We start from the raw sequence: 17,932 nt of genomic DNA, 5'->3' as shown, positions 1-17,932 counted from the left end.
ATTATGAAAACATCAACTAAAATCACAAGTATAATCGTCATCTTCTTTTTAATTATTGCCATAGTAATTATTGGTAGAACAATGATTGGAAATCATTTTAAGAAAAAATTTAGTAAAAGACCTCCTCCTGGAATAATAGTAACCACAACACAAGAGAGAACTTTTGAAAATGTTATAAGTACATATGGAACAGCAGCACCAGTTAAAACCCAGTCATTTAAGGTTGAAAAGTATGAGATATTAAAGCCAATAGATTTTAATAAAAAAGTTAAAAAAGGCGATGTTGTTGCTAATCTTAAGAATAGAAAAATTATTGCTCAATTTGATGGGGTTATTGGGAAAAGAGAATTTTCTGAAGATTTAGAGGTATCAAAATCTTCTCTATTAATTAATTTAGAAGATACTAGCTCACTATATTGTGATGTGGATATACCAGAAATTTTTGTTCCATTTATAAAAGTTGGTTTACCTGTTGATATAAAGTTTTCAGGATACAAAAATAAAATTTACAAAGGTGAAGTTGACTCTTTTGCAAGCAGAATAAGTCAAGACACTAGATCATTAGCCACAAGAATAAAAATGGATAATAAATCTGGAGAAATTTTACCAGGTTCATTTTTGGAAATTTCAATTAAATACAATGTTAGAGATGGTTTAAGTGCACCCGATACAAGCACAATAGTCGAAGGTGAAAATATTTTTATATATAAAGTGGATGAGAAAAATAAAGTAATGAAAACAAACGTAACTGTAGGTGATAGATATTTAGGATTTGTAGAAATTTTAGATGGATTAAATAAAGGAGATAAAATTGTTGCTGAAGGTACAAAAAAAGTTAGACCAAATTTAACTATAAGACCTATAGAAAAAGGTGCAAAGAAAAAACAAGGAAATTCTGGTTGGGGTAAAAAAAAGGAATCCAAAAAAGCCGAGGAAAAAAAAGGTAAATTTGATTGGCTAAAAAATATTTTTAAAAAATCTGAAAAAGAAAAAAATAATTAAATGTATATAACCGAAGTTAGTATTAAACGACCTGTTGTTGCATGGGTGATGTCTTTAATTCTAATTATTTTTGGAATATTTGTTTTTGCAGAGCTACCAGTCCGAGAACTTCCAGATGGAATACAGCCTCCAGTAGTTCAAGTTCAAACAGATTATAAATCAGCGTCAGCAGAAATTGTTGATGAAGAAATAACTCAAAAACTTGAAGATGTTATAGGTGGTGCAGAAGGTATTAAAAACATCGACTCTAGTTCTTTAAATGGACGAAGCAGAATTAATATACAATTTAATACAGATATTGATTTAGACGATGCAGCGAATGATATTAGAGAAAGAGTTGCTCGTGTTGTTGACAATTTACCTAGCGAGTCTAATCCGCCCCAAATTCTAAAACAAGCAGCAGGTTTCACAACTACAATGTGGGTAGCACTAACATCTCCTACATGGGATGATCTTGATCTTGGAGATTATGCTGAAAGATATCTGATAGATGCTTTTTCAAGTGTTCCAAATGTTGGGAGGATTTTAGTTGGTGGACTAAGAGAGCTCAGTGTAAGAGTTTGGATAGACCCTATCAAATTAGCAGCCAATAACCTTACAATTCAAGAGGTTGAAAGAGCTTTAAGAAATGAAAATCTTAATATTCCTGCTGGTACATTAGAAGCAAATAATAAAGATTTAACTTTAAATATAGATAAGTCTTATTCAAACATAGATACTATAAAGCAACTTCCTCTTAGAAAAAATAAAGACAAAGTAGTAATACTTTCTGATGTTGCTAATATAGAATTTGGACCTGTTTCAGAGAAAACTTTATTCAAAGCACAAAGTAAAAATGCACTCAACTTAAAAACTGTAGGAATTGGCATATACGCTAAAAGTGGCGCTTCAACAGTAGAGTTATCAAACCAAATTAAAGCTAAAATAAAAGAACTAAATAAATCACTTCCAGATGGTCTAAGTTTAGAGATAGCATTTAATAGAGCAACATATATTGGTGCTGCAATCGAAGAAGTTTATAAAAGTTTAATTATTGCTTTTGTTCTAGTTGTTTTAATCATTTATCTTTTTCTTGGAAATCTTAAAGCAGTAATTGTACCAGCTGTAGCTCTTCCTGTTAGTTTAATTGGATCATTTCTTGGATTGTACATTTTTGATCTTTCTATAAATATTTTTGTATTATTAAGTTTTATTTTAGCAATAGGAATAATTACTGATGACTCTGTAATTATGACAGATGCTATTTATACCAGAATAGAAAACGGTGAAACACCGCTAGTTGCTGCTTATAAAGGTTCTAAGCAAATTACTTTTGCTATTATTGCAACTACTTTAATTTTAATTGCAGTGTTCTTACCCCTTATATTTATTAAAGGAATATCTGGAACATTGTTTAAAGAAACCGCAATAGCATTGTCTTTTTCAATTGTAGTATCATCCTTTGTTGCATTAACTCTGTCTCCAATGCTTGGAAGTAAGTTTTTAAATAAAAAAGAAAAAGTTAATTTCTTAGTTAAAAAATTTAATAATAAATTCAAATCTTTTACTGAATTTTATATTGATTCACTTAAGTACTGGATAAACAGACAGAAAACTATTTCAATATTTATAATTTTTATTATTGCAGCATCTGCTTATCTTTTTAATTTCTCAAAAAAAGAATTACTGCCTACGGAGGATAGAGGTTCTTATTTAATAATAGGTTCGACAGATGAAGGTAGTTCATTTGAATATACTCAAGAAAAGGCTCAGATAATTGAAGGAAGAATATTAAGATTATTGCAAGCAGAAGATAGCCCATATGAAAGACTAATCATGAGAGTTCCTGGATTTGGAAGATCCGCAACATCTTATAACACTTTTATAATAATTGCTTTACTTGATGAATGGAAAAATAGAGAAAAAAATAGTCAAACTGTATTAAGAGAAGCTATTGGACAAGTGGTTTCGGTTCCAGAAACTTTTGCTTTTCCAATATCACCACAAGGAATAAGAGTTTCAAGCTACAACAAACCAGTACAGATGGTTATTTATGGTTCAAGTTATGAGGAATTAGAGGATATTCAAAATAGTGTTCTAAGAGAATTAAGAAAAAATAGAAATATGTTCAGAATTGAAAGTGATTATACAAAAAACAAACCTGAAGTTAAATTAATCACTAACAAAAATCGAGCCAATGATTTGGGAGTGTCTACAGAAAATATAGGAAGAACTCTTGAAACACTTTACGGAGGAAAAAGAGTTACTTCTTTTAGTAAAGAAGGAAGAGAATACCCAATTATCTTACAACAATATTTAGCAGATAGACGTGACCAAGACGGTTTATCAAAAATATTTGTAAGATCTGAAACAACTGGAAAATTAGTTTCTGTAGCTAGTCTTGTGGAATTTGAGGAAAAAGGAACTGCAGAGGCATTACCAAGATATAATCGACAAAGAGCTGTTACAATTTCAGCTGCACTATCAGAAAATTACACACTAACTGAAGCTGTTAAATATCTAGAAGATGTAATGATAAAAGTTGCCCCTCAAAACCAAATTACTTGGAAAGGAAAATCAGAAGAATTGAAAGAAACTACAAACGAAATTTATTTAATTTTTGCTTTAGCTTTGTTAACTGCTTATTTAGTAATGGCAGCAACATTTAACTCTTTTGTACACCCTTTCATAATTATTTTGACAGTTCCTTTGGCTGTGTTTGGTGGTTTAGTATTTATTCTATTTTTAAATAGTTCAGTAAATATATTCTCACAAATTGCCCTGATTATTCTTATTGGTATTTCTACGAAGAATAGTATTTTAATTGTTGATTACGCAAACCAAATAAGAACAACAGGTGTTAAAATTCAAGAAGCAGTGTTGAAAGCCTGTAAGCTAAGAATTAGACCTATTATAATGACATCACTAAGTACTATGATTGCTATGATACCTTTGGTTATCGGAAATATAGGTCCTGGTGCTGGAGAAGGATCGAGATTAGCGGTTGGCGCAACTATTTTAGGTGGAATGATTATATCAACATTCTTTACTCTATATGTTACCCCTACAATGTATTTAGCATTAGCAAAAAATACTAAGCGTATTGATGCAGTAGATATAGAGCTAAAAAAACAATTAAATTAAAAAATAATATACTTACTTGTAGTTAATTTATTTTTACAATCTGATAATTGTTTTTTATAAATATCAGACTGTTTCTCAACTCTTTTAGCTAATTTGATAACCTTGTTATTTTTTTTATAATTTTTGTAATTCCCCCACCCCTCATGGTATGCAACATATTGTCTAAAAGCATCTTTCTTTGAAACTTTTAAAATTTTCTCAGTTTTGTTTGTATACCAACCAATAAAATCTACACTGTCTTTAAATCTTGTTCTTGTTGCAAATTTATTTCCTGTTTCTTCTTTATATTGTTTCCAAGTACCTTTAACTGCTTGCGAATATCCAAAAGAACTGGAAGGTCTTTTGTAAGGGATAACTTTAAATATTTTTTGTCTTGGAGGTTTTGCCAACCAATCAAAGCTGGATTCCATCTTAATGATAGCTAGTTGTAAATACACTGGTGTACCCCACTTTGCTTCTGTTTTTTTAGCGTGCTTATACCACAAATATCTTTCATTAAATATTGAGCAACCATCAGATACATTTTTTGGTACAGAAGAACAGCCACTTAAAAATAAAATAAATATAAATATATAAATACTTTTAATATTTTTCATTTTTTTTTAAAAAAAAGCTTATGATTACAACTATAACAACACCAATTAAATTTCCAAATAAATCAGAAAATTGAAAACTTCTTTCCGGAATTACTAAATGTAGAAATTCTAAAATTATAGAAAGTAAAATCAAATAAATACTTATTATTTTAAATTGTTTTATTTTATTAAAAGTAAAAAATCCCACTACAGAAAGTATTAAAAAAGCATACAAATGGTTTGTTGAAATCAAAAAATCTGGGGTAATTTGTGGTTGTTTTAGACAATTATCATATAAAAAACATCCTAAAAAACTTCCAGGAAATAAATACAGAAAAATTATTACAAAGTTAAAAAAATAAAAAATGAACTTATATCTTGAAAATATATTAATCATTGATGTAAAAGTTTTATTATCAAATAAATCTAAAAGTTAAACAAATGAGTTATTTAATCTTAGTAAGACACGGTCAAAGTGTTTGGAATCTGGAAAAAAAATTCACTGGTTGGGTAGATGTTGATTTAACAGATAATGGTAAATCAGAAGCAAAAAAAGCGGGTGAATTAATTAATAAAAATAATCTAAAAATAGATCTTTATTTCTCTTCTGTTCAATTAAGAGCCAAAAATACGCTTAAAATTATCCAAAATGAATTAAAGGATGATAAAAATCCTACTCAAGCATGGGAACTAAACGAAAGACATTATGGTGCACTTACTGGTCTTAATAAAGACGAAATGAAGATAAAATTGGGGGAAGATAAGGTACATCAGTTTAGAAGGTCTTGGGATTTAAGACCTGATCCTCTAGAAAAACAAAATCCATATCATCCATGTAATATAGAAATCTATAAAAATATTCCTGAAAATAAAATACCTAGTACAGAGTCTCTAAAAGACACTTATGAGAGAGTAATAGATTTTTACAAAAAGAAAATTGAAATCATAAATGATAAAAATATTTTAATATCTGCACATGGAAATTCAATTAGAGCTCTTTGTAAGTACCTATTTAATTTGGATAATAATGTAATTTCAAAATTAGAAATACCAACAGGTAATCCTTTGCTCATTGAAGTAAATGGAGATAGAAAAGTTTTAAGCGCTAAATATTTAGACTCTGGTAGAGCTAAAGATCTTTTAGTTTTTTGAAGATTTCCAAGTTAGTTAAATGATAAAAATTTTGTTTGCTTTCATATCCATTTAAATCTTTGGTATCAATCAATTTGTTCCAAATTTTAGAAATTGAAAACTTTTCATTAGTTTCATTTTTAAACAATTTTTTACTTAATATCTGACAGCCGATGTAAATATAATTTTTATCTAATTCCTTAGTGATAATATTATTTTCTAAATTGAAATCGCCCTTTAAATTTTTATCAAAACTTAAATTTTTGTTTACTAATAGAAGAATATTTTTTAGTTTTTCACTAAAATAAAACTCTTCCATTTTATTAATTTCATCAAAATACTCTTTTGTCCAAACAGTATCAGGATTAAAAACGATAAAATCATCTTCATTAGAATGCTTGATTAAATTTAAAATACCACCCCCAGTATCTAGAATTTCATTTCCATCCTCTATAATTTCGATATCAATATCAAAATTGTTATCTTTAAAAAATTTTGGAAAATGATCTTTTAAATAAAATGAATTTATTAAAATTTTTTTAATTCCCAAACTTTTAATCAATTGGATGCATTTTTCTAACATTGTTACATTGTTTAACTCTAATAAAGGTTTAGGTGTATCTAATGTTATTGGGTTTAATCTTTTTCCATATCCTGCACATAATATTAAAGCTGTATTTATTTTCATAATTTAATTAATAAATTCTGGAAAATTATTTTTTAATAATAGTTTTAAATCCTTAAAAATCTTATTATGTTTTAATCTGTAATTTATCATTTCCCATGCATAAGGGATTAATTGAATATATTTTTTTTTATTATCTCTATAAGCAAGCCTTGTGAAAATTCCAATGATTTTTAAATTTCTTAGAACTGATAGTATTTCAAAGTCTTGTTTAAATTTAATTAAATTAATTTTTTTATTGGTTTTTATGTAATAATCAAAAATCTTTTTTTTTAATTTATTATTAGTTTTTAATCTAACATCATCTATCAATGATGCTAAATCATAAGCTTTATTTCCAATAAGAGCGTCTTGATTGTCAATTAAGCTAATTTGATTTTTAAAATACATTAAATTTGAAACATGAAAATCCCTATGTACAAAAGTAACGTTTTTATTGTTAAGTTTAGATAATAATTTATTTATCTCGTTTTTAAATTTTTTTTTGAATAAAGATTTATTTTTATTTAATTTTTTTTCGACATACCAGTCGCTAAAAAGTTTTGCTTCATTATATAAAATTTTATTTTTATATAATTCAAGTTTGTAATTTTGATTTAAAAAGTTTTTTATTTTTTTAGTTTTTATACTTTGTAATTTATTAAGTATGTGAATAATATTTTTAAAAAATAAATACTTATTTCTTTTTTTATTTTTTAAAATTTTAAATAACGAAACATTTCCAAAATCCTGAATTTCAATGAAGTTTTTTTTATAATCATGGCTGATCAGATTTGGTGCAGAAATTCTATTTTTTATTAAAATTTTGTTGACCGCATCATAAATTAATAAATTTTTCTTTTTTTCTTTTTTTGCATAAACAACTATAGAGTTATTTTTTTTACTTCTATAAAAAGTTCTAAATGATGCATCTCCTTTAATTTTTTGCAAATCTTTTGAATTTTTCATTCTATTATATTCTTAATCGATGCCTGTGATTTCAACACTTCTATTATTTAGCTCATTTTCATAGTTAAATCTTAATACAATAACTTTTTCCTGAATATCTTTAACTAAATCTGGCCACTCAATAAAAGTAATTAAATTATCATTTTTTTCAAATATGTTTAGATCATTAGTATCTCTTTTATTTTTAATCCTAAATAAATCGTAATGTTTTATCTTCTTAGAACCTACTTGATATTCATTTAATAAATTGAATGTTGGACTTGAAACTTCTGTAATAGGAAGATCTGAACTTTTTTGAAATTCATTAACCAAATATTTTATAAATGTAGTTTTACCCACACCCATTTCACCGTATAAAAATATAATTTCTCCACCTTGTAAAAAATTTTTAAAACTTTCTGCTAAAACTTTTGTTGTTTCTTCTGAACTTATATCGATCTTGCTATTTTTAATAGCGATAGGCATCTGGTTTGAATGGGCCTTCTGTTCCAACACTTATATAATCAGCTTGTTCTTTTGATAATTTTGTTAATTTAGCCCCAACTTTTTTTAAATGTAATGTGGCTACTTTTTCATCCAAATGTTTTGGTAAAACATAAACTTTGTTTTCATAATTTTTATAGTTATGCCAAAGTTCTATTTGAGCAATTACTTGATTGGTAAAAGATGCGCTCATTACGAAACTTGGATGTCCAGTAGCACAACCTAAATTAACTAATCTTCCCTCGGCTAAAAGGATAATTCTCTTTCCACTTGGTAATTCGATTTCGTGTACTTGGGGCTTAACTTCTGTCCATTTATAATTTCTTAAAGCCTCAACTTGAATTTCATTATCAAAGTGTCCAATATTACATAAGATTGCTCTATCTTTCATATCTCTCATATGATCAGCTGTAACGATATCTTTATTTCCAGTTGCTGTAACAACTATGTCCGCTCTACTAATTGCTTCTTCCATTAAAACTACTTCATAACCTTCCATAGCTGCCTGAAGTGCACATATAGGATCTGCTTCGGTAACAAGAACTCTAGCACCACTTTGTCTTAAAGATGCAGCACTTCCTTTTCCAACGTCGCCAAAACCCGCAACTATTGCAATTTTACCCGACATCATAACATCAGTAGCTCTTCTGATACCGTCAACTAAACTTTCTCTACATCCATATAGATTATCAAATTTAGATTTTGTTACAGAGTCATTAACGTTTATTGCAGGAACTAATAGAGAATTATCTTTCTCCATTTTATTTAATGCTTTAATTCCAGTTGTAGTCTCCTCAGAAACGCCTTTTATATCCTTCATTAAATCTTTGTATTCATTGTGCATGATGGCAGTTAAATCTCCCCCATCATCTAATAACATGTTGGGTTTCCAATCAGGTTTTCCAACTATTGTTTGTTTAATACACCACAAGTACTCTTCTTCAGTTTCACCTTTCCATGCATAAACAGGAATTCCAGCTTTTGCTATTGCTGCTGCTGCATGGTCTTGTGTAGAAAATATATTACAAGATGACCATCTTACTTCCGCTCCAAGATCCACTAATGTCTCAATTAGGACTGCCGTTTGAATAGTCATATGAAGACATCCAATAATTCTAGCACCTTTTAAAGGTTTTTCTGTTGAATACTCTTCTCTTAATGCCATTAAACCTGGCATTTCGCTTTCTGCGATAGAAATTTCTTTTCTTCCAAATTCAGCTTGAGAAATATCTTTTACTTTAAAATCATCCATAGCGAGCTTTATACAGTTAAGTTCTATTTTATCAACTAAAGATTATAAACTAGGAAATTGTATTTCTATCAATGCTCCTTGCTTATCTAGCCTATTGGATGCTTCAATTTTTCCATCATGAAGATCAACTAGATTTTTTACAATATTCAAACCTAATCCTGAATGCTCACCAAAATTTTCTGGTCTATTACTGTAAAAACGGTTAAAAATTTTTGAAGTATCTTTTTCTTTAAATCCTTGTCCTTCATCTAAAATTTTAACTATAACTTTTTTTTCTAATCCATTTGAAACATTCACAATTACCTCACTACCATCTTCACTAAATGAAATAGAATTATCCAATAAATTAGCAACGATTTGTTCAATTCTATTTTCTATTCCATTAATTAGATACTCTGACTTTCCATCATTTTGATAGTTTATACTTATATTTTTCTTGAATTTATAAATGTTGTTATAATCATCAACAACAGATTGGATAATTGGTTGTATATCTAATTTTTTCATTTGCTCTTTACTAAGAGCAACTTCATCTTTCAACATTTGTGAATAATCTGTGATTAATCTTTCAATTCTTTGTACATCGTGGGTAAGAATATCTAAAAGCTTATTCTGTTGATTTATATCTTTTGTATCTTTTAAAATTTCTGATGCACTTTTTAAAGATGCTAGTGGATTTCTTATTTCATGCACTAAATCTGTTGAGAAATTTTCTGCATGAGAAATTCGTTTTTGTAATTCATTGGTCATATCCTCCATTGAATTTGATAATAATCCTAATTCATCATTTCTATTCTTCAAATTTTCAATTCCTGTTTTGCCAGGATTTTTTTCTTTTACTTTGATTGTATATCCGACTAAGTTTTGAATTGGTTTAATAAAATACCTACTAAGTACAAAAGAAAAAATTAAAATTACAAAACCAACTGATATAGCTGTTCTAATTACAAATGCTCTTCTCTCATCTATGGCTGTCTTAATCTCATTGGCGTTCTCTGAGATAACTATAAAGCCTAAATTATTTTCATCACTTTTTACATTTTTAACTGTTGTAACTTTAAATTGATTTAAATTATCTTCTGTAAAAGTATAATAATTTCCATAGCTACCTGAATTATTATACCTTTCTAATAAATCTTTAAATGAAGCCTTATTTTCATTATTTTGAGAAGAATTATTTTCTTTGTTTTCATCTTCATTAACTTCTTCACTCAAACTTTCAAATTCAATTCTATCTAATCGTGCTGAAAAAGATCGTGGATCAAGATCTAAAGTATCAGTATCACCAATTAATTCTAATTTATTGTCAAAGAAAATAACTCTGTCTAAATTTTGAAAAATAAATCTTGTAGAAAATAAAAATTTTCTAATATCATTTTCCTGAAATTTTATATTCAATCTTTTAATATTATCAGTCGTATTATTAATAATATTAATGTGATCTTCAGATTTTTTTTTTAATAAACTTGGTTCAATATTAGTAAGATAAATAAGTGTAAATAAACCAATAATTGTAAATATTACAAAGTTTATAAATAGAAATTTTTTAAGAATAGAAAGTGTCTTTAAGTATTTACTAAACATCAGCTAACATTCCATCTATATCCACTACCATATCTAGTTTCAATAGCTGAAAAATCAGGATCTACTTTTTTGAATTTTTTTCTTATTCTTTTGACGTGACTATCAATAGTTCTGTCTTCAATATCTGTATCTTCTCTGTAAGCAATATCCATTAGTTGAGCTCTTTCTTTAATTATTCCAGGTCTTTTTGCCAATTCTTTAACAATCAAAAACTCAGTAGTTGTCAATTTATCTGGTAACTGTTTGCCATTCCATTCACATTCAAGCTGAGATGGGTCAAGTTTTAATCTACCATGTGAAATTAAGTTTTTATTTTCTTCTAATGTATTGTTTGAGTCTTTTTTTCTTAATTGAACTCTTATTCTTTCAATCAAAACTTTAATTGAGAATCCTCCAGATTTTTTTACAAAATCATCTGCACCTAATTTTAATCCTAGCAACTCATCAATTTCATCATCTTTGGATGTTAAAAATATTACTGGAAGAGAAGTTTTTTTTCTTAATTTTTTAAGCAATTCTTCGCCATCCATTTTAGGCATTTTAATATCAATAACTGCTAAGTCAGGTGGCATTCTTGTAAGACCGATTAATGCACTCTCTCCATCAATATATGTTTGAACTTTGAAACCCTCTTTTTCTAAGGCAATACTAAGACTAGTTAGTATGTTTCTGTCATCATCAATTAGAGCTATAGTTTGTGTTTGCATTTTTATTTTTACATTTAAAAATATTAAATTGTTCTAAATTAGGCAATTGAATACAATTAGTGAAGCATTCCCCAATTATCACCAACATTTACATCAACTGTTAAAGGAGTAGAAAAGGAATGATAATCACTTTGAGTAACACTGGTCATCTCATTCTGTATTAACTTAACCATTGCCTTTTCCTCTTTTTTTGGGACTTCAAAAATAAGCTCGTCGTGTATTTGAAGAAGTATTTTTGATTTCAAATTTTTTTCTTCATTCAATTTTTTGTATAATCTGATCATTGCTAACCTCATAACTTCAGATGCTGACCCTTGTATTGGAGCATTAATTGCTGCTCTCTCTTGAAAATTTCTTACATTAAAATTTTTATCATTTATTCCATTAAAATGAGATCTTCTTCCGAATATGTTATTTACATAGCCACTTTTTCTACAAAACTTAATTGTGCTATCCATATAAACTTTAATTTCAGGAAATTTAGCAAAATAAGCATTAAGAAATTCTTCTGCTTCATAATTAGAAACATTTATTTGTTTGGCTAAACCATATTGAGAAATTCCATAAATTATTCCAAAGTTTATTGCTTTAGCCTTCCTTCTGTGGTCTTGATTTACCTTTTTGATATCAATATTAAATATTTGGCTAGCTGTTAATGAGTGAATATCCTCGTTATTGTTAAAAGCTTTTTTAAGTTCTTTAACATCTGCAAGATCTGCTAAAATTCTCATCTCAATTTGATTATAATCCGCGGATATTAATAGATGATCTTTTTTAGCCTTAAAAGCTTTTCTTATATCTTTTCCATCTTCAGATTTAATTGGAATATTTTGCAAATTTGGATCACTTGAAGCTAATCTGCCTGTTGTTGTTGCTGCCAATAAAAAAGATGTGTGAACCCTCTTTGTATTTGGATTAATATGCTCTGGCAAAGCGTCGGAGTAAGTATTTTTTAATTTTGAAACCTGTCTCCAATCTAATACTAATTTTGGAAATTCATGACCTTTGAAGGCTAAATCTTCTAAAACACTTGCACTTGTTGCAAAACTTCCCTTTTTTGTTTTTTTTGTCCCTGCAATCTTAAGATCATTATAAATAATTTCTCCTAATTGTTTTGGTGAAGCAATGTTAAATTCTTTCTTAGAAATCTTGAAAACTTCTTTTTCAATTTTTTTAATTTTTTTATCAAATTTAGAGGAAAGAGAATTTAAAAATTTACTATCTACTTCAACACCTTCGATTTCCATAAATGCAAGTATTTTAATTAGTGGTTTTTCAAAAATCTCATAGATATTAAATAATTTTTCAGATTTTAAACTTTTGATAAATTTTTTATATAACCTGAAAGTAACGTCTGCATCTTCTGCTGCGTAATTTTTTGCTGTTTCTAATTCTACCTCACTAAAATTTATTTCTTTTTTGCCAGTACCAACAATTTCTTTAAATGAAATTGTTTTATGTCCAAGATGGATATCCGAAAGGGTGTCCATGTTATGTCTGTTCTTTCCAGCATCTAATACATAAGACATAAGCATAGTATCTTCCATTGACGAAAGTGAAATGCCAAGTTTGTAGAAAACTATAAAATCAAATTTAATATTTTGACCAATTTTTTTAACACTTGGGTCCTCTAATAAATTTTTTAATTTATTGATAACGCTATTTTTATTTAAACAATCCTTAGATTTATGACCAACTGGGATGTAACAAGCTTTTCCAATTTTTGAACAAAGTGAAATTCCAACTAAATCAGCCTGATGGGGGTCCAACGAACTTGTCTCTGTATCGACAGCAACTTCCCCTGATTCCTCAGCTTCTTCTATCCACTCATCAATTTCATTAATATCTGTAATTAGATGATAATCTTTATTGCTTATTGGTTTTTGTTTTTCAGTAGATTTTAAATTATTTTCAGATCCAGATAACTTTGGTTCCCCATAAGCTGAAATTGCAGAACTTAACAATCTATTAAATTCCATTTCTCTTAAAAATTTATAAAGTTTATCTTTATCAACCTCTTTGAGTTTAAATTCTGTTAAGTTTTTATTTACTGGAGACTTATTATCTAGAGTTACAAGTTTTTTACTAATTAAAGCTTTATCTTTATTCTCTATTAAAGTTTCTCTTCTTTTGTTCTGTTTAATTTCATGGGCAGAGTCTAATAATTTTTCTAGAGTACCATATTTATTAATTAATTCTGCGGCTGTTTTAACTCCTATTCCTGGAACACCAGGTACGTTGTCACTACTATCGCCTGCTAAAGATTGAACATCTATAACTTTTGAAGCATCAACACCAAACTTTTTAATCACATCGTCCTCTGTAATAAATTTATTTTTCATAGGGTCAAAAATTCGAACACCTTTTTTATAAAGTTGCATTAAATCTTTATCTGATGAAACGATTGTAACTTTAGCCCCTTTTTTGAGTATTTGATCAACATATGTGGCTATGAGATCGTCAGCTTCATAGTTTGGCAAATCTACAGAAGGTAAATTAAACGCTAAAACTGATTTTCTAATATACTCAAACTGAGGTGCTAGATCATCTGGGGCTTCTGATCGATTAGCTTTATAATCACTATAAATTTCATTTCTGAAAGTCTTTCTAGCAGAATCAAAAATTACAGCAAAATGTGTTGGTTTTTGTAAATTTTGATCAGATTTTGAATCCTCTAATAATTTAAACAACATGCTACAAAATCCACTTACAGCACCTGTGGGTAGTCCATCACTTTTTCTAGTCAATGGTGGTAAAGCATAATAAGCTCTAAAAATATAACCAGAGCCATCAATTAAATAAAAATGATCTGTTTTTTGTATTTTATTCATGAAGATTAACAAATATTACATTGCTAACAATTTCTGTATATAAAAAAATAAATTTAAACCTTTAAGCTAATATAGCTAGATTATTTTTTATATTTTGAGTATTATTTTACTATGGAACTTACAAAAAACTTAACACAAACAAAAATCATAAAATCTTTGTTAGCTGTGATTCTGGGTTCAATTGCTTTAACTATCTCTGCAAAAATTAAAATTCCATTTTATCCAGTTCCAATGACAATGCAGACATTTGTTGTTTTATTCTTAGGTGTAAGCCTAGGTTATAAAATTGGATTAGCTTCTGTAGGTTTATATTTATTAGAGGGGATTGCGGGATTACCTGTATTTTCAAACTCTCCAGAAAAAGGAATTGGTATAGTCTATTTTACTGGCCCAACGATGGGCTATTTAATTGGTTTTTTAACTGCTTGTTATTTAGCCTCAAAAATTAATACTAAAGATAGTTTTATAATTATTCTAACTAAATTAGTTATTGCAACATCTACAATCTATATCTTGGGTTTAATATGGCTGGGTACTCTGATTGGTTGGGATAAACCGATATTTTCACTTGGTGCAAAACCATTTTTATTAGCAGAACTATTTAAAATTATTATTTTAGCTTTAGCCGCTAAACAAATAATTAAAATAAGAAATATTATCTAGGGGATCTTTTAGATAGAATTCTTTGAAGAGTTCTTCTGTGCATCTTCAATCTTCGAGCTGTTTCAGAAACATTCCTATTACATAATTCAAATACTCTATGAATATGTTCCCATTTAACTCTATCTGCTGACATTGGATTTTCTGGTGGTGCAGCCTTTTTAGCTGGATCTGCCAACAATGCTTTTTCTACATCTTCTGCATCTGCTGGTTTTGCTAAGTAATCAATTGCACCTTCTTTAATAGCTGCAACTGCAGTGGGAATATTTCCATAACCTGTGAGCATTATAATTCTACTATCATTATTAGAAGATTGAATCTCCTTAACGACCTCAAGGCCATTACCGTCTCCAAGTCTTAAGTCCACAACTGCGAAACCTGGTTTTTTACTTTTAACGGATTCAACTCCCTTTTGTACACTCTCAGCTTGAAAAACTTCAAAACCTTTTTTTTCCATAGCTCTTGCCAATCTTTCTCTAAAAGGATTGTCATCATCTACTATTAAAAGCGACTTATTTTCGAAATCGCTTAGATTTTGTAATTTGGCTTCGTTTTTCATCAACCATATATGGGGTCAAAATCTAATATTACAATATATGAAAATTGCGCAAATCAGCCTTGAATTATTTGCTTTACATTGCCTGTGTTTACATTATATGGCTCAAATTATTAAAGTTTTTTAAAAACTTTTTTTTATTAAATTTTTTTTGGAGGCATATGAAATGCAAAAATTTAAGTCAGTTGAAGAACTTATAAATCAACTGAAACCTGAAAAGCCTGTTTATTGTATTAGGAAGAAATCCATAGAGACTTCGGTTAAATTTTTCTTAGATAGGTTTCCTGGAAAAATTTTATATGCAGTTAAAACAAACCCACATCCCGAAGTTATTCAAACAATTTTAAACACAGGTGTAAACCAATTTGATGTTGCCTCAATTGAAGAAATTAAAGCTATAAGAAAACTTACTCAAAATGCAAAATGTTCTTATATGCATACTGTAAAAAGTAGAGAAAGTATCAAAGAGGCCTATTTTAATTATGGTGTAAAAACTTTCTCATTAGACACAAAAGAAGAGTTAATCAAAATTATTGAAAGTACAAATAATGCAAAAGATTTAGAATTATTTGTAAGAGTTGCTGTTTCAAATGAACATGCTGAAATTGATTTATCTAAAAAATTTGGAGCACTAACATCTGAAGCTGTAGGATTACTAAGATTAGTAAAACAATATGCAAAAAAAATTGGATTAAGTTTCCATGTTGGATCGCAGTGTATGCATCCAATTTCATATGCTAAAGGTATAAATGAGATTGGAAATATAATTAAAAAAACAAAAATAATCCCTGATACAATAAATGTTGGTGGAGGATTTCCAACAATTTATCCAGATTTAATTCCGCAATCATTAGATGAATACTTCAATGAAATTAAAAAAAGTTTGTCTAATTTAAAATTAGAGAAGTTGCCAGAGATAATTTGTGAACCAGGAAGAGCATTGGTTGCAGAAAGTGGTTCAACAATTGTTAAAGTTAATTTAAGAAAAAAACAAAAACTTTATATAAACGATGGAACATATGGAACCCTATTTGATGCAGGAACACCTAACATAGTTTATCCATCTAAAATGATTAAAGAAAATTCAAATAAAATAATTTCAAAAAAATTGACTGCTTTTGATTTCTTTGGTCCTACTTGCGATAGCATGGATTATATGAAAGGGCCTTTTTTATTACCAAATAATATTAAAGAAAATGATTACATAGAGCTTGGTCAACTTGGAGCATATGGATTAACTTTTAGAACACAATTCAATGGTTACTATTCAGATGAAATTTATGAAGTTGAAGATAAACCAATAATGTCAATGTATGAAAAAGACGTTAACAGCGCTCATATGGTTGCTTAATGTCAGACCAAAAAAATCCAGGACATAATAGTAAAAGAGATTTTTTAAAAAATCCTGTCGAACATATAGATATTACTTCGTTTGACTCTAGAACAATTATTTCTTCAATGGAGAAAATGTCATTTGTATCTAGAGAGACTGCAAATGCAGCAAACATTTACAACGAAATGCTTAAAGATAAGGAGTGTACAATTTTTCTTACTTTAGCAGGGTCAACATCTGCAGCAGGATGTATGAATATTTATAAAGATCTTGTTAAATACAATATGGTTGATGCAATTGTAGCAACAGGGGCATCAATTGTAGATATGGATTTTTTTGAAGCTCTTGGATTTAAACATTATCAGGGATCTCAATTTCAAGATGATACAGAATTAAGAGACAACTATATTGATAGAATTTACGACACGTATATCGACGAAGAAGAGCTTCAAATGTGTGATAAAATTATTTGTGAAATTGCAGATACTTTAGAACCAAGAAGTTATACTTCGAGAGAGTTTATTTTAGAAATGGGAAAATATTTAAAAAAAAATTCAAAAAAGAAAGACTCTTTAATTGAAACAGCTTACGATAATAATGTTCCAATTTTTTGTCCAGCTTTCACAGACTCAAGTGCAGGTTTCGGTCTTGTAATGCATCAAGAAAAAAATCCTAAAAAACATATGACTATAGACTCAGTTAGAGAATTTAGAGAACTAACGGAAATTAAAATCAAATCAAAAGGTTCTGGTTTATTTATGATTGGTGGAGGAGTTCCTAAAAATTTTATTCAAGACACTGTTATTTGTGCTGAGCTTCTTGGTAAAAATGTAGATATGCATAAGTATGCTGTACAAATTACAGTTGCTGATAGTAGAGATGGTGCGTGTAGTAGTTCTACTTTAAAAGAAGCAAGTTCTTGGGGTAAAGTGGATATCACTAAAGAACAAATGGTATTTGCTGAAGCAACAAGTGTATTGCCATTAATAGCTAGCGATGCTTACCATAAAGGTGAGTGGAAAAATAGAGAACGAAAAAACTTCTCAAAAATATTTATATAAA

The 17,932-nt window shown here is 28.4% G+C and carries 16 protein-coding genes; 6 read left to right on the top strand and 10 right to left on the bottom strand.

All coding sequences use genetic code 11. The features are described from left to right. The first annotated feature begins 3 nt into the window (after positions 1 to 3). Positions 4 to 1,002 carry an efflux RND transporter periplasmic adaptor subunit gene (locus ACTTBO_RS01885; RefSeq protein ID WP_440656021.1) on the top strand — a complete coding sequence of 333 codons (999 nt, stop codon included), beginning with the start codon at positions 4 to 6 and terminating at the stop codon, positions 1,000 to 1,002. Then, on the top strand, positions 1,003 to 4,125 hold the full coding sequence (locus ACTTBO_RS01880; RefSeq protein ID WP_440656020.1) for an efflux RND transporter permease subunit: 3,123 nt from the start codon (positions 1,003 to 1,005) through the stop codon (positions 4,123 to 4,125). It abuts the gene before it with no gap. Here ACTTBO_RS01880 and ACTTBO_RS01875 read toward each other — a convergent pair. Together ACTTBO_RS01875 and ACTTBO_RS01870 are read right to left on the bottom strand one after the other, a co-directional pair. After that, positions 4,122 to 4,721 (bottom strand): transglycosylase SLT domain-containing protein, encoded by a 600-nt coding sequence (locus ACTTBO_RS01875; RefSeq protein WP_440656018.1) that lies wholly within the window; start codon positions 4,719 to 4,721, stop codon positions 4,122 to 4,124. The genes ACTTBO_RS01880 and ACTTBO_RS01875 overlap by 4 nt on opposite strands. Then, a complete protein-coding gene (locus ACTTBO_RS01870; RefSeq protein ID WP_440646900.1) occupies positions 4,708 to 5,097 on the bottom strand; it encodes a hypothetical protein in 390 nt (129 codons plus the stop codon). Before ACTTBO_RS01870 ends, ACTTBO_RS01875 begins: the two co-directional genes overlap by 14 nt. Before the next feature lie 44 nt (positions 5,098 to 5,141). On the opposite strand from ACTTBO_RS01870, the gene ACTTBO_RS01865 reads away from it, so the two are divergent. Then, positions 5,142 to 5,852, top strand: coding sequence for a 2,3-bisphosphoglycerate-dependent phosphoglycerate mutase (locus tag ACTTBO_RS01865; protein ID WP_440656016.1), 711 nt, complete (start codon positions 5,142 to 5,144; stop codon positions 5,850 to 5,852). On the opposite strand, the gene ACTTBO_RS01860 is transcribed toward ACTTBO_RS01865, so the two are convergent. From ACTTBO_RS01860 to polA, 7 genes are read right to left on the bottom strand one after another with little or no spacing between them, the layout of a single operon-like run. Then, complete coding sequence (locus ACTTBO_RS01860) at positions 5,830 to 6,519, bottom strand: sugar phosphate nucleotidyltransferase (protein WP_440656014.1); 690 nt, start codon at positions 6,517 to 6,519, stop codon at positions 5,830 to 5,832. The genes ACTTBO_RS01865 and ACTTBO_RS01860 overlap by 23 nt on opposite strands. 3 nt (positions 6,520 to 6,522) lie before the next feature. After that, positions 6,523 to 7,464 (bottom strand): phosphotransferase, encoded by a 942-nt coding sequence (locus ACTTBO_RS01855; protein WP_440656012.1) that lies wholly within the window; start codon positions 7,462 to 7,464, stop codon positions 6,523 to 6,525. A 12-nt stretch (positions 7,465 to 7,476) separates the two neighbouring features. Further along, on the bottom strand, positions 7,477 to 7,929 hold the full coding sequence (tsaE, locus tag ACTTBO_RS01850; RefSeq protein WP_440656010.1) for a tRNA (adenosine(37)-N6)-threonylcarbamoyltransferase complex ATPase subunit type 1 TsaE: 453 nt from the start codon (positions 7,927 to 7,929) through the stop codon (positions 7,477 to 7,479). Continuing rightward, positions 7,913 to 9,199, bottom strand: a complete 1,287-nt coding sequence (gene ahcY / locus ACTTBO_RS01845; RefSeq protein ID WP_440656008.1) for an adenosylhomocysteinase — start codon at positions 9,197 to 9,199, stop codon at positions 7,913 to 7,915. Before ahcY ends, tsaE begins: the two co-directional genes overlap by 17 nt. Positions 9,200 to 9,241: 42 nt before the next feature. After that, a complete protein-coding gene (locus ACTTBO_RS01840; RefSeq protein ID WP_440656006.1) occupies positions 9,242 to 10,783 on the bottom strand; it encodes a sensor histidine kinase in 1,542 nt (513 codons plus the stop codon). Further along, entirely contained in the window at positions 10,783 to 11,490 is a 708-nt protein-coding gene (locus ACTTBO_RS01835; protein WP_440656004.1) for a response regulator transcription factor, read from the bottom strand. The genes ACTTBO_RS01840 and ACTTBO_RS01835 overlap by 1 nt, the downstream gene beginning before the upstream one ends. A gap of 56 nt (positions 11,491 to 11,546) precedes the next feature. Next, the gene (gene polA, locus ACTTBO_RS01830; RefSeq protein ID WP_440656002.1) at positions 11,547 to 14,321 is read right to left on the bottom strand and encodes a DNA polymerase I; all 2,775 of its coding nucleotides are present in this window, start codon (positions 14,319 to 14,321) and stop codon (positions 11,547 to 11,549) included. 111 nt (positions 14,322 to 14,432) lie between these two features. On the opposite strand from polA, the gene ACTTBO_RS01825 reads away from it, so the two are divergent. After that, positions 14,433 to 14,984 carry a biotin transporter BioY gene (locus ACTTBO_RS01825; RefSeq protein ID WP_440613722.1) on the top strand — a complete coding sequence of 184 codons (552 nt, stop codon included), beginning with the start codon at positions 14,433 to 14,435 and terminating at the stop codon, positions 14,982 to 14,984. Here ACTTBO_RS01825 and ACTTBO_RS01820 read toward each other — a convergent pair. Then, positions 14,977 to 15,540, bottom strand: a complete 564-nt coding sequence (locus tag ACTTBO_RS01820) for an ActR/PrrA/RegA family redox response regulator transcription factor (RefSeq protein ID WP_440613721.1) — start codon at positions 15,538 to 15,540, stop codon at positions 14,977 to 14,979. The two genes, ACTTBO_RS01825 and ACTTBO_RS01820, sit on opposite strands and share 8 nt — an antisense overlap. Positions 15,541 to 15,703: 163 nt before the next feature. Between ACTTBO_RS01820 and ACTTBO_RS01815 the strand changes: the two genes are divergently transcribed. Continuing rightward, positions 15,704 to 16,888, top strand: a complete 1,185-nt coding sequence (locus ACTTBO_RS01815; RefSeq protein ID WP_440656000.1) for a type III PLP-dependent enzyme — start codon at positions 15,704 to 15,706, stop codon at positions 16,886 to 16,888. Then, on the top strand, positions 16,888 to 17,931 hold the full coding sequence (locus ACTTBO_RS01810; RefSeq protein WP_440648278.1) for a 1,9-bis(guanidino)-5-aza-nonane synthase: 1,044 nt from the start codon (positions 16,888 to 16,890) through the stop codon (positions 17,929 to 17,931). Before ACTTBO_RS01815 ends, ACTTBO_RS01810 begins: the two co-directional genes overlap by 1 nt. The last annotated feature ends 1 nt before the right edge of the window (position 17,932 follow it).

Origin of the sequence: Candidatus Pelagibacter sp. HIMB1509 (genome assembly GCF_052047855.1) — a bacterium.
In the GTDB taxonomy this organism is placed as follows: Bacteria; Pseudomonadota; Alphaproteobacteria; order Pelagibacterales; family Pelagibacteraceae; genus Pelagibacter.
The sequence above is the reverse complement of the archived record's forward strand: the minus strand, read 5'-3'. Positions and strand labels throughout refer to the sequence as shown.